The sequence below is a fragment of the Streptomyces sp. AB3(2024) genome (genome assembly GCF_041862025.1).
GTDB lineage: Bacteria > Actinomycetota > Actinomycetes > Streptomycetales > Streptomycetaceae > Streptomyces.
The window spans coordinates 1-10,636 of record NZ_JBGWAB010000190.1 but is presented as its reverse complement, the minus strand read 5'-3'; the positions used below and the strand labels follow the sequence as shown (position 1 = coordinate 10,636).

The following is a 10,636-nucleotide window of genomic DNA, read 5'->3' as shown; positions in this document are numbered from 1 at the left end:
GCTCGCCGACGCCGCCGCGCAGGCGGTCGCCGGATGGGCCCGGACGCTGGCCCGACGGGCGCGGCTCGAACTGCCGGAGCTGGCCGGGCTGGGGCCGGTGGCCACGGTCGGCCCCCGGCTGCCGGGCTGCGCGCCCGCGCTGGAGACGGGGGCGCCGCGCACCGGGGTGCCGGTGTACGGGGGCACCGACGCCGCCGACGCGGTGATCGTCTTCACCTCCGGGACCACCTCGCGGCCCCGGGCCGTGGTGCACAGCCGGGCCGGGCTGGCCGCCGGGATGGACACGGTGGCGGCCCTGTTCACGGCGGACCCGGCGGCCGGGGGGCAGTGCGCGGAGCCGGTGCTGGGCGGCACCTTCTTCGTGCTGGTGCCCTCCCTGACGCGCGGGGCGCCGGTCGCCCTGCCGGCCCGCTCCCCCGCCGTGCTGGCCCGCCAGCTGCGCCGGCTGCGGCCCCGGGACGCCTATCTGACCCCGCCGCAGCTACGGGACGCGCTGGGGGCGGGCGCCCGGTTCGGCGGCCGGGTGTGGACGGGGTCGGCTCCGGCGAGCGCCGCGCTGCTGGACCGGGTCCGGGCGGCGGGCGCGGACGAGGCGTGGGGGGTGTACGCGCTGACCGAGCTGTTCCCGGCGGCCGCGGTGGAGTCCCGGGAGAAGGCGGCCTTCGCCGGGGCGGGGGACCTGGTCGGCGCCCCGCTGCCCGGGGTCCGGGCCGTGGCGGACGGGGACGGGCAGCTGCTGCTGGCCGGGCCCGCGGCCCGGGACCGCTACCTCGGGGAGGAGCCCGATCCGTGGGTGCGCACGGGCGACCGGGCGCGGCTGGACGGAGCGGGCCGGATCGTGCTGGAGGGCCGGTGCAAGGACATGGTGCTGCGCAGGGCGGAGAACATCTACCCGGGTCTGTACGAGCCGGGGCTGCACGTGCCCGGGGTCGAGCTGGGCGTGCTCGTCGGGGTCCCGGCGGGCGACGGGGACGAGCGGCTGGTCGCGGTGGTGCAGCCGCAACGCGGGATCCCCGAACCGGCCCTGCGGGCCGCGCTGTCGGACCCGCTGCGCCGGATGGGCACGGCCCGGCCGGACGCACTGCTGTTCGCACGGATCCCGCTGTCGGGGCGTTCGCGCAAGCCCGACCGGGCGGCGGCGTCGGAGCTCGCGGCGGGACTCCTCGCGGCGGGGCGCGGGGGCCCGGCATGAGCGGGGCCCGGGGGCGGGACGGCGCGGCGCACGGGCGGAGTGGGGCGGCACACGGGCGGGGCGAACACGCGGCCCCGGAACCGGGCACGCCCGACCTGTGGGTGGTCGTGCCCGCCTACAACGAGGCCGCTTCGCTGCCGGGCACGCTGGCCGCGCTCGCCGCGCAGCAGGACAGGGCGTTCGCGCTGGTGGTGGTCGACAACGCCTCCACCGACGCGACGGCCGAGGTGGTAAGGGAGTTCGCGCGCTCGGCGCCCTTCCCCGTCGAGCTGGTCCCCGAGCCCGAGCCGGGGGCCGGGACCGCCGCCGACACCGGCTTCCGGTACGCCGTACGGTCCGGGGCGCGCCTGTTGCTGCGTACGGACGCGGACTGTCTGCCGGCCCGGGACTGGACGGCCGTCGCCCGGACGGAATTCGGGCGCGGCGCCGAGCTGCTGTGCGGGCGCAGCGTGCCGCGTCCCGACGAGCGGCCCACCTTCGCCGAGGCGCGGTTGCTGCCCGCGCTGGTCCGGCTGTCCGCGCTGTACGGGCGCTACCGTGCCGCCCACCGCGGGGCCCGGTTCCGGGCCCCGTACGTGCTGTGCCACGGCCACAACCTCGGTATCACCGCCGCGCTGTACGTGCGCTGCGGCGGGGCCCCGCGGGAGCGGCTGGAGGAGGGTTCGGAGGACGTCACCCTGCTCAACCGGGCGCGGGAGCACAGCGGGCGCGTGGTGCGCGTCGAGCACCTGGTGGTGCGGAGCAGCCTGCGACGGCTGCGTTCCTGGGGTGCCCGGCGCACCCTGCTCTGGTACTGGGACCGGCGCTACCGGCCCGTCGACACGGAAGAGGTCCACGTCCGGTGACTGCTGTGAACCCCCACGCCCAGGCCCCCGCCCGGGCCTACGCCCAGGCTGAGGCCCACGCCGAGGCCCGGCGCCGGGACCGCAAGGTCTACCTGCGCGGCCATCCCCTGCTGTTCGCGCTGCTCGCGGCCACGCGCGGGAGGGCGGTGCGCCGGCTCGGCGGGACGCTGCTGGTGCACGACGCGGACGCGTACCGGGAGGCGCTGACCCGGCTGCCGCTGGACCGGACGGCGGCCGGCACCACGGGCGGCGCCGCGCGTTCGGCGCTGGGCGGCGGAGCCGGGGGCGTGCTGTTCGACCAGGAGGGCGGCGGGCACCGGGCGGACCGGCGGGCCCTCGCGGAGCGGCTCGGGACGGCCGGGGTGGCGCGGCTGCGCCGGGATTGGGGGCCGTCGCTGGTACGGGGGCTCGCGCCGCTGTCCCGGGGCGGCGCGGTGGACGTGGTGGCGCTGGCGCGGGAGCTGGCGGGGTCGGTGGTGTGCGGGCTGCTGGAGGTGCGGGCCGAGCCGGGCGTGCTCGCGGAGGCCGCCGCGCGGGCCGCGGCGGCGTCGGTGCGCGGCCATCTGCCGGGTCCGCCTCGGCCCGGGGCGCGGGCGGCCGCGGCGCGGGCGGCCCGTCGGCTGCGGCTGCTGCTGGGCTGCGGGGAGGAGGCGCTGCCCGCGATGGTGGCGGTGGCGGCGGTGAACACCACGGTGGCGGCGCTGCCGCGGGCGGTCGCCTGGTGCGCGGACGCGGGGCTGTGGGAGCAGGCCGCCGACGCGGAGCTGCGGCCGCGGCTGGTGGAGGAGCTGCTGCGGGTGACGGCGGCCTCGCCGGTGCTGCCCCGGGTCGCTGCGGAGGCGGGGACGGTCGGGGGCTGTCCGGTGCGGGCCGGGGACCGGCTCGTCCTGGTGGCCCGGCACGCGGCGGGGGCGCACCGGCGGGATCCGGACGGGCGGGACCCGGCCGGGCCGGGGGTGGCGCGGCTGGTGTTCGGGGCGGGGCCGCACGCCTGTCCCGGGGCCCGGCTGGCCGAGGTGCTGCTGGGTGACGTACTGGAGGCGCTGGCCCCGTACCGGCCGGTGGTGACCGGGGCCCGGGTGGACCGGCGGGCGGCGCTGCCGGGGTGGCGTTCGCTGACGGTGGGGGCGGGAGCGTGAGGCCGCGCGTGGCGGTGACGGGGGCAAGCGGCTTCTGTGGCGGGTGGGTGGCCGGGGCGGCGGCCGCGGCGGGGGCCTCGGTGGTGTGCGTGGGGCGGCGGCCGGGTCCGGTGGGGGAACACCGCTTCTGGGACGCGGCGCGGACGGAGCCGGACCTGGCCGGGGCCGACTTCGTGGTGCACTGCGCGGCGGCCGTCGGCGACCCGGCGCCGGGTTCGCGTGCGGAGGCGGCGATGCGGGCGGTGAACGTGGACGGCACGGCGCGGCTGCTGCGGGCGGCGGCGGGGCGGCCGGTGGTGTGGGTGAGCAGCGCCAGCGTGTACGACCCGCGCCGGGGGCGGGAGCTGGTGGCCGAGGACCATCCGCGGCAGGGCCAGCTGAACGCCTACGGCCGGACCAAGGCGGCGGGCGAGGCGCTGGCCCTGGCCGGGGGTGCGGTGGTGCTGCGGCCGAGGGCGATCTACGGGCCGGGCGACACCCAGCTGCTGCCCCGGCTGCTGTCCCGGGTCCGGGCGGGGACGCTACTGCTGCCGGGGCCGGACGTACGGCTGAGCCTGACGGCGGTGCAGAACCTGGCGGACGCCTGCCTGGCGGCGGCCGGCTGGCCTCCGGGCGCCTACAACGTGGCGGACGCGCGGCCCTACGGCCGGGACGCGGCCGTCGGCGCGGTGCTGCGGGCCCACGGGGTACGGGCCCGGATCCGCCACCTGCCGCTCCCGCTGGCCCGTACGGCGGCCGGGGCGGCGGAGGCGGTGTCCCGCCTGACCGGCTCCGAGCCCGCCCTGAGCCGCTACGCGGTGGACCAGCTGTCCCACCCGGTGGTCCTGGACATCACCAGGGCCCGCTCCCGTGGCTGGTCCCCGACCCGCACCCTGGCGGACCACCTCGGCTCCCTCCGCGGCTGAACCGCCCGCGCCCGGGTGCGCGTGCACCCGGGCGGGGCGGGGGCTCAGCCCTCGGTCGGGGTGAGCTTCAGCGAGATGCTGTTGATGCAGTACCGCTGGTCGGTGGGGGTCGGGTAGCCCTCGCCGTCGAAGACGTGTCCCAGGTGGGAGCCGCACGTCGCGCAGCGGACCTCGGTGCGGACCATGCCGTGCGAGGTGTCGGCGATCAGTTCGACGGCCTCGGTGTCCTTCGGGTCGAAGAAGGACGGCCAGCCGCAGTGCGAGTCGAACTTCTCCGTGGAGCGGAAGAGTTCGGCGTCGCAGGCGCGACAGGAGTAGACGCCCTCCGTCTTGGTGTCGGTGTACTCACCGCGGAAGGCCGGCTCGGTGCCGGCGAGGCGCAGCACCTGGTACTCGGACGGGGTCAGCTCGGCCTGCCACTGCTCGTCCGTCTTCTGGACCTCGTACGCCATGACGTTCCCGCTCCCTCAGCTCGACAGCCGGGCGAGGATCCGGGGTCCCAGATCCGTGACGTCGCCCGCGCCCATGGTCAGAACGAGATCACCGGGCTTGGCCATTCCCGCGATCACGTCGGCGACGGCCTCCTTGTCGTGCTCGGCGCTGACGTCGGCGCCGGTGGCGCGGGCCGCGGCGATGATGATCTCGCTGGTGATGCCGGGGATCGGGTCCTCGCGGGCCGGGTAGATGTCGAGGACCAGGGAGGCGTCGGCCAGTGCGAGGGCCTGGCCCATCTCCTTGCCCAGTTCCTGGGTGCGGGAGAAGAGGTGCGGCTGGAAGACGACCAGGATGCGGGAGTCCCCGGCGGCGCCGCGGATGGCCTCCAGGTCGGCGTTCATCTCGGTCGGGTGGTGCGCGTAGGAGTCGATGACCTGCACGCCGGCCGCCTCGCCCTTGAGCTGGAGGCGGCGCTTGACGCCGGTGTACTTGCCGAGGGCGGAGGCCAGGTTGTGCGCCGGGATGCCGAGGGCGACACCGGCGGCGAGGGCCGCGACGGCGTTGTGCGCGTAGTGGCGGCCGGGCACCGAGACGGTGAAGGTGAGCATCCGGTCCTGGAGCAGGACGGTGACCTCGCTGGTCAGGCCGCGCGGCGTGATCTTGGTGATACGGACGTCGGCGCCGTCCTCCTCGCCGTACGTGACGACGTTCAGGCCCTGCGTGCCCGCGACGCGGCGGGCGATCTCGGCGGCGCCTTCCTGGCTGTGGGCGACGACCAGGGTGCCGCCGGGGACGATCTTGGAGACGAAGGTCTCGAAGGACTCGTAGATCTCCTCCATCGACGCGTAGTTCGCGTGGTGGTCGAGCTCCGCGTTGAGGATGATCGCGACCTCGGGCGCGTACTTGTGGAAGCTGCGGTCGCTCTCGTCCGCCTCGGCCACGAAGATGCCGCCCTCGCCGTGGTGGGCGTTGGAGCCGGGGGCGTCCAGGTCGCCGCCGATGGCGTAGGAGGGGTCGAGGCCCAGCGCCGAGAGGGAGACCGCCAGCATCGAGGTGGTGGTGGTCTTGCCGTGCGTGCCGGCGACGGCGATGGGGCGCAGGCCGTCCATCAGCGAGGCGAGGGCGTCCGAGCGGTGCACGACGGGGATGTCCAGCTCGGCGGCGCGGGCCAGCTCCGGGTTGTCGGAGCGGATGGCGCTGGAGACGACCACGCAGGTGGTGTCGTCGGCGAGGTGGCCGGCGGCGTGCCCGATGTGGACCGTGGCGCCGTGGGCGCGCAACGCCTGGGCGGTCTCGGAGTCACGGGAGTCGCTGCCGGCCACCTGCGCGCCGCGCTGCGCGAGGATCTTCGCGATGCCGGACATGCCGGCGCCGCCGATGCCGATGAAGTGGGGCCGTTCCATCGCGGTCGGCAGGCCGGGCTTCATTCAGGTCGCTCCAGGATCGAGTGGGTGCGGTGGGACTGTGCCGCCCCAGCCTATTCGTTGTGGGCGAAGAGCTTGAGCACCGGAACCCCGACCTTGTGCCGCGCCCGGGAGGCCCAGTCCCGGTGGAAGAACTCCTCGACGAAGTGCGGAGCGGTCAGGACGATCACCTCGTCGGCGGACGTCTCGTCGACGACGCTCTTGAGGTGGTCGAGGGGGTGGTTCTCGATGATCTGCCCGACGGCCTTGGCTCCCTTCCTGCGCAGGGCCGCCAGGGAGTGTTCGAGGGCCTGCGCGGCGGGGCCCCGGGCGGCCTCGCCCTCGGGCTCCTCACCTTCGTGGAGGGCTTCGGGAAGCTCGCCGAGCGCTACGTCGTCGATGGCGCGGAGCAGTCGGTCCTGGTCGCCCCTGGGTTGCATGAGGACGACGAAGGAGACCTGGTCGTCTCCGTGCAGGGTGGTGACGAAGTCCACGTCCACCGCGGTCAGCGGCTGCTCGATCATCAATACGCTCGTGAACACGGACGCCCTCTCCTTCATGGGCCGGGGCCGGTCGGCCGGCCCCTGCGGAAACCATCCTGCCCCGCAGTCGCGCGGGGCCTTGCGCAGATATACGTGCCCAGGTATGTGCCCGGCGGAAGCTAAGCGGAACTACAAATTCCGCCCCTTGTTCAGATCCGACGGTAGCTCGTGAACAGGAACCCGGCCTCTTCCAGTACGACTGCGGGCGCGAGCCGGTGTGGAACCGTGACGGAGGGCCCGCCCGCGATCCGCTGGGCACCGCCCGCCGTGAGGGTCGGGGAGATCGTCAGGCACAGCTCGTCCAGCGCGTCGGCGGCCACGAACTGCCCCAGCAGCCGGGGCCCGCCCTCGGTCAGCTGGCGGCGCAGCCCGCGCGCGGCCAGTTCCCGTACGGTCCGGGCGGGATCCGCGCCCGCCCCCTCGCCCGCCACGACGACCTCGGCCCCGGCGGCGGTGGCCGCGGCCACCCGGTCGGCGGGCGCGGCGGCCCCGGTGACCACCAGGGTGGGCACGAGGGGGGAGGTGAACAGGGGAAGGGCGAAGTCCAGGTCCAGGCTCGCGGTGACCACGGCGATGGCGGGGGCGGGACCCTGGCCGGCGGCCTCGCGGCGGGCCGCGAAGGCCTCCCGGGCGCGGGCCGGGCGATATCCCTCCTGGCGAACCGTTTCCGCGCCGACGATCACCACATCGGCCAGGGCCCGCAGGGTGCCGAAGATCCGCATGTCGGTCTCGCCGGAGATCGGCTGTGAGCGCCCGTCGTGCTGAGCGGCCCCGTCCAGCGTGGAGACCATGTTCGCCCGCAGCCAGTGCGCGCCGGGGGCGAGCTCCGGATAGGCGTAGGCGTCCGCGAGCTCGTCCAGCGACCACTCGCGGTCGGCCGGGTCCGGAGAGGACGGGGCGGATGTCTGATCGGTCACAGGGAGCAGGCGTCGCATCGGTGCAGTCTGACACGCCGCGTAGAGTTAAGGGCTGTGTCAACTTCACTCTCGACCTCCGGATCTGCCCCGTCCGGGCAGCCCCCGATAGCCGACGCGGGCCCGCTGGCCCTGTGCGCACGCGAACCGCGGGTGCCCGCCGAACGGCTGGTGGCCGAGATGGTGCCGCCCCCGCGCTTCGACTCGGTGCGCTTCGACACCTACGACCCGGACCCGGCCCAGCCCAGCCAGACCGAGGCCGTCACCGTCCTCAGCGGCTTCGCCGCCGGCCTGGGCGGGGCCCACGCCACCGGCACGGGCAAGCGGCGCTGGTTCTCGAAGAAGCCCACCGCGCCCGCCGCGGGTCCGCGCGGGGTCTACCTCGACGGCGGCTACGGCGTCGGCAAGACGCACCTGCTCGCCTCCCTCTGGCACGCCACCCCCGCCGAGCCCGCGCTCAAGGCCTTCGGCACCTTCGTGGAGCTCACGAACCTGGTCGGCGCGCTCGGCTTCCAGCAGACCGTGCAGACCCTGGGCGGGCACCGGCTGTTGTGCATCGACGAGTTCGAGCTGGACGACCCGGGCGACACCGTGCTCGTCTCCTCCCTGCTGAGCCGGCTGGTCGAGCAGGGCGTGGCCCTGGCCGCCACCTCCAACACCCTGCCCGGCAAGCTCGGCGAGGGCCGCTTCGCCGCCGCCGACTTCCTGCGCGAGATCCAGGGGCTCTCGGCGCACTTCCGGCCGCTGCGGATCGATGGCCAGGACTACCGCCACCGCGGCCTGCCCGAGGCCCCGGCGCCGTTCACCGACGAGCAGGTGGCGAAGGCCGCGTACGGGACCCCGGGCGCGAGCCTCGACGACTTCCCGGGCCTGCTGGAGCACCTGGCGAAGGTCCACCCGAGCCGTTACGGGGCCCTCACCGACGGCATAGCGGCCGTCTGCCTGACCGACGTCGGCCCGGTCCCGGACCAGTCGACGGCGCTGCGCCTGGTGGTGCTCGCCGACCGGCTGTACGACCGCGAGGTGCCGGTCCTGGCCTCCGGGGTGCCCTTCGACCGGCTGTTCAGTGAAGAAATGCTCAACGGCGGTTATCGGAAGAAGTACTTCCGAGCCATATCGCGGCTCACCGCGCTCGCCCGCGACGCGAAACCCCTGGTGTCGCAGTAGGTTTGGCACGGCCGGGCGCTCTTGCGGCCCGGCCGTTTCCATACCTCCGAAGGGATCCACCATGGCCACCACGCGCACGTCCCACACCGTCTGGGAAGGCAACCTGCTCAAGGGCGCCGGCACCGTCTCCCTCGACTCCTCGGGCCGGGGCTCGTTCGAGGTCTCCTGGCCCTCGCGCGCCGAGGCCGCCAACGGCAAGACCAGCCCGGAAGAGCTGATCGCCGCCGCGCACTCCAGCTGCTACTCGATGGCGCTCTCGCACGGCCTCGACGGTGCCGGTACCCCTCCCACCCGGGTGGAGACCAAGGCGGACGTCACCTTCCAGCCCGGTGAGGGCATCACCGGCATCCACCTGACCGTGCGCGCCGAGGTGCCCGGTCTGGACGCCGAGGGCTTCGCCGCCGCCGCCGAGGACGCCAAGAAGAACTGCCCGGTCAGCCAGGCGCTGACCGGCACCACGATCACCCTGAGCGCCGAGCTCGTCTGATCCGCGCCGGTCACCGGGCCCCCGCACCGTCCCCACGGGGGCCCGCTGGCCGACTTCGGCGTTCGCGAGTGCCGTAAACGTCGGATTGCCACATAGTCATATATTTTGCGTACGTGACCCTTTCTGTACGCAAAGTGGCGGCCGTGGCCGCGCTCAGCGCCGCCCTCGCGGGATGTGGGGGCGGCGCCGGTACGCCGCGGGACGGCGGCCAGGCCCGCATGGGCACCCACGCGGCATCCGGCCCGACGGCCGCGCCCGCCTCCCCCTCCGCCCCCGCACCCGCACCCGCACCCGCGTCCCCGCTGCCCGGCGCACCGGGCCGGGCTCCGACCCTGGCCCCCGGGCCGAACGGCCTGACGCCCGTCTTCGAGCGCACGCGCCAGCGCGCCGACAAGGCCGTGGCCCTCACCTTCGACGCCGACATGACCTCGGACCAGGGACCGCGGGCCGCGTCCGGGGAGCGCTTCGACAACCCGGAGCTGATCTCCACCCTCCGCCGGCTCCAGGTCCCCTCCACCGTCTTCATGACGGGCCGATGGGCGGAGGAGTACCCGGACCAGGCGAAGTCCATCGGCACCGACCCCAACTTCGAGATCGCGAACCACTCGTACAGCCACCACGCCTTCAAGTCCCCCTGCTACGGCCTCCCCACCCTCGACGGCGACGCCGCCCGGTCGGACGTGGAGCAGGCCTTCGCGGCGTTCAGGAAGGCGGGCGCGGTCAACACGGTGCCCTACTTCCGCTTCCCGGGCGGCTGCTACGACGACCGGGCGCTGCGAGCCCTGGCACCCGCCAAGGTGACCGCCGTGCAGTGGGACGTGGTCAGCGGCGACGCCTTCGCGAAGGACCCCGACGCGGTGGCCGAAGAGGTCCTGGCCGGGGTCAAGCCCGGCTCGGTGGTGGTCATGCACTGCACCCGCAGCGCGGCCCCCGTCACCGAGGAGGCCATCCGGAAGATCGTCCCGGAGCTGCGCAAACGGGGGTACCGCTTCGTGAAGGTGTCCGAGCTGATGGGGAAGTGACGATTCATCCCGAGCAGGCGGTGCGCTGCGCCTCCTGCCACTCGCACACCGGGCACAGCACCGCGCCCGGGGTCGCGACCCCGTACTCGGTGGGCTCGCCGCACTCCGGGCAGTCGGCGTACGGCGGCCCGGGTACCCGCCCGGCGGGCGCGGCGGGCGCGGAGCAGTACGAAGGGTCCTGCTGCGACTGGTCCCGCTGCGGCTGGTCCATGCCCACGAGCGTACGCGGCGGAGGGAAGGAGCGGCCTACTCCCGCCGTGCGCTGACGAGGCAGGCCAGCGTGCCCGCCGCCGCGGCGAGGAGCACCGCCGAGGCCAGGGAACCCAGCGGGAGCGGCACGCCGTCGGTGCGGGCGGCCCCGACCAGCGCGGACACCGCCCTGCGGGCCGGGGAGAACGCCGCCACCCAGGCCAGCAGGGAGCCGAGCCCGCCCGCGAGGACCGCGAGGCCGCGCCCCCGGACCAGCGGCCTGCTGCCGCCCCCGTGGTCGTAGGTGTCCAGGACCTGCGGGCCGAAGGTGTCCTCGGCCAGCCACTCCCACGGGTAGAGCTTGAAGCAGCCGCGGATGAAGCGGAGCTTCTCGTC

13 protein-coding genes are annotated in these 10,636 nt (G+C 75.3%); 7 read left to right on the top strand and 6 right to left on the bottom strand.

The features are described from left to right. The 4 genes from ACEPPI_RS37920 to ACEPPI_RS37905 form a co-directional block, all read left to right on the top strand. A partial coding sequence (locus ACEPPI_RS37920) for an AMP-binding protein (protein WP_373919811.1) occupies window positions 1-1,192 on the top strand: 1,192 nt, incomplete at its 5' end. Further along, window positions 1,189-2,037, top strand: a complete 849-nt coding sequence (locus ACEPPI_RS37915; RefSeq protein WP_373919810.1) for a glycosyltransferase family 2 protein — start codon at window positions 1,189-1,191, stop codon at window positions 2,035-2,037. The genes ACEPPI_RS37920 and ACEPPI_RS37915, both read left to right, overlap by 4 nt. Beyond that, complete coding sequence (locus ACEPPI_RS37910; protein ID WP_373919809.1) at window positions 2,034-3,176, top strand: cytochrome P450; 1,143 nt, start codon at window positions 2,034-2,036, stop codon at window positions 3,174-3,176. Before ACEPPI_RS37915 ends, ACEPPI_RS37910 begins: the two co-directional genes overlap by 4 nt. Continuing rightward, complete coding sequence (locus tag ACEPPI_RS37905) at window positions 3,173-4,081, top strand: NAD-dependent epimerase/dehydratase family protein (RefSeq protein WP_373919808.1); 909 nt, start codon at window positions 3,173-3,175, stop codon at window positions 4,079-4,081. Before ACEPPI_RS37910 ends, ACEPPI_RS37905 begins: the two co-directional genes overlap by 4 nt. 44 nt (window positions 4,082-4,125) lie before the next feature. Here the strand turns inward: ACEPPI_RS37905 and msrB are convergent, their stop codons facing one another. From msrB to ACEPPI_RS37885, 4 genes are all read right to left on the bottom strand, one after another. Further along, window positions 4,126-4,533: a peptide-methionine (R)-S-oxide reductase MsrB gene (gene msrB, locus ACEPPI_RS37900; RefSeq protein ID WP_373919807.1), complete on the bottom strand. Its 408-nt coding sequence runs from the start codon at window positions 4,531-4,533 to the stop codon at window positions 4,126-4,128. Window positions 4,534-4,548: 15 nt separating this feature from the next. Continuing rightward, the gene (gene murC, locus ACEPPI_RS37895; protein WP_373919806.1) at window positions 4,549-5,943 is read right to left on the bottom strand and encodes a UDP-N-acetylmuramate--L-alanine ligase; all 1,395 of its coding nucleotides are present in this window, start codon (window positions 5,941-5,943) and stop codon (window positions 4,549-4,551) included. A gap of 50 nt (window positions 5,944-5,993) precedes the next feature. Next, the gene (locus tag ACEPPI_RS37890; RefSeq protein ID WP_373919805.1) at window positions 5,994-6,461 is read right to left on the bottom strand and encodes an indole-3-glycerol phosphate synthase; all 468 of its coding nucleotides are present in this window, start codon (window positions 6,459-6,461) and stop codon (window positions 5,994-5,996) included. Window positions 6,462-6,610: 149 nt separating this feature from the next. Continuing rightward, window positions 6,611-7,396 carry a pyrimidine reductase family protein gene (locus ACEPPI_RS37885; protein ID WP_373919804.1) on the bottom strand — a complete coding sequence of 262 codons (786 nt, stop codon included), beginning with the start codon at window positions 7,394-7,396 and terminating at the stop codon, window positions 6,611-6,613. Window positions 7,397-7,432: 36 nt separating this feature from the next. Between ACEPPI_RS37885 and zapE the strand changes: the two genes are divergently transcribed. The 3 genes from zapE to ACEPPI_RS37870 all read left to right on the top strand — a co-directional run bounded on the left by zapE (window position 7,433) and on the right by ACEPPI_RS37870 (window position 10,051). Next, complete coding sequence (gene zapE / locus ACEPPI_RS37880; protein ID WP_373919803.1) at window positions 7,433-8,542, top strand: cell division protein ZapE; 1,110 nt, start codon at window positions 7,433-7,435, stop codon at window positions 8,540-8,542. Window positions 8,543-8,603: 61 nt separating this feature from the next. Continuing rightward, complete coding sequence (locus ACEPPI_RS37875) at window positions 8,604-9,029, top strand: OsmC family protein (protein ID WP_356222648.1); 426 nt, start codon at window positions 8,604-8,606, stop codon at window positions 9,027-9,029. 218 nt (window positions 9,030-9,247) lie between these two features. Next, on the top strand, window positions 9,248-10,051 hold the full coding sequence (locus ACEPPI_RS37870; protein WP_373919812.1) for a polysaccharide deacetylase family protein: 804 nt from the start codon (window positions 9,248-9,250) through the stop codon (window positions 10,049-10,051). Between the two features lie 4 nt (window positions 10,052-10,055). Here the strand turns inward: ACEPPI_RS37870 and ACEPPI_RS37865 are convergent, their stop codons facing one another. Further along, window positions 10,056-10,262: a hypothetical protein gene (locus ACEPPI_RS37865; RefSeq protein WP_373919802.1), complete on the bottom strand. Its 207-nt coding sequence runs from the start codon at window positions 10,260-10,262 to the stop codon at window positions 10,056-10,058. Window positions 10,263-10,297: 35 nt separating this feature from the next. Further along, window positions 10,298-10,636: hypothetical protein (locus tag ACEPPI_RS37860; protein ID WP_373919813.1), on the bottom strand; the 339-nt coding region annotated here is incomplete at its 5' end.

Bases quoted from the DNA above. Each gene is read 5' to 3' on its own strand.
- ACEPPI_RS37915 (WP_373919810.1), top strand. From the start codon at position 1,189: ATGAGCGGGGCCCGGGGGCGGGACGGCGCGGCGCACGGGCGGAGTGGG.
- murC (WP_373919806.1), bottom strand. From the start codon at position 5,943: ATGAAGCCCGGCCTGCCGACCGCGATGGAACGGCCCCACTTCATCGGC.
- ACEPPI_RS37875 (WP_356222648.1), top strand. From the start codon at position 8,604: ATGGCCACCACGCGCACGTCCCACACCGTCTGGGAAGGCAACCTGCTC.
- msrB (WP_373919807.1), bottom strand. From the start codon at position 4,533: ATGGCGTACGAGGTCCAGAAGACGGACGAGCAGTGGCAGGCCGAGCTG.
- ACEPPI_RS37870 (WP_373919812.1), top strand. From the start codon at position 9,248: ATGGGCACCCACGCGGCATCCGGCCCGACGGCCGCGCCCGCCTCCCCC.
- ACEPPI_RS37865 (WP_373919802.1), bottom strand. From the start codon at position 10,262: ATGGACCAGCCGCAGCGGGACCAGTCGCAGCAGGACCCTTCGTACTGC.
- ACEPPI_RS37885 (WP_373919804.1), bottom strand. From the start codon at position 7,396: ATGCGACGCCTGCTCCCTGTGACCGATCAGACATCCGCCCCGTCCTCT.